The 283-nt window shown below is 44.9% G+C and carries 1 protein-coding gene; it reads left to right on the forward strand.

Annotated elements, in window-relative coordinates; translation table 11 throughout:
• Positions 1 to 283, forward strand: a 283-nt coding sequence (locus ACNKXV_RS14610) for a hypothetical protein (RefSeq protein ID WP_417908427.1), incomplete at both ends; no start/stop codon positions are given.

Raw genomic sequence — 283 nt, forward strand, 5'->3', positions numbered from 1 at the left:
TCGAGCTTATCAGAGTCTGAGAGCGTTTGGTGCCAATGAGGCCACCCTCAGAGCTTTGCAGTCAGGAGATCCTTATATTCTTTATGGGAGAAAAGGAATGCGTGCAGGGGAAGCTATAGAGATCGTTGGGAATCCGAATTTTCAAGTGCCTGCTAGACAGCAAACATTGAGCTTTGAGACTGAATTGGATGGTTATTTAACCAATGGAGTAATCCTTACTCCTAGGATTGGGCCTGCTTCCTCTTGGGAGCGGTTTTTCAGAAATGTAAATAACAGAACTTGG

Source organism: Christiangramia aquimixticola, from assembly GCF_048285835.1.
In the GTDB taxonomy this organism is placed as follows: Bacteria; Bacteroidota; Bacteroidia; order Flavobacteriales; family Flavobacteriaceae; genus Christiangramia; species Christiangramia aquimixticola.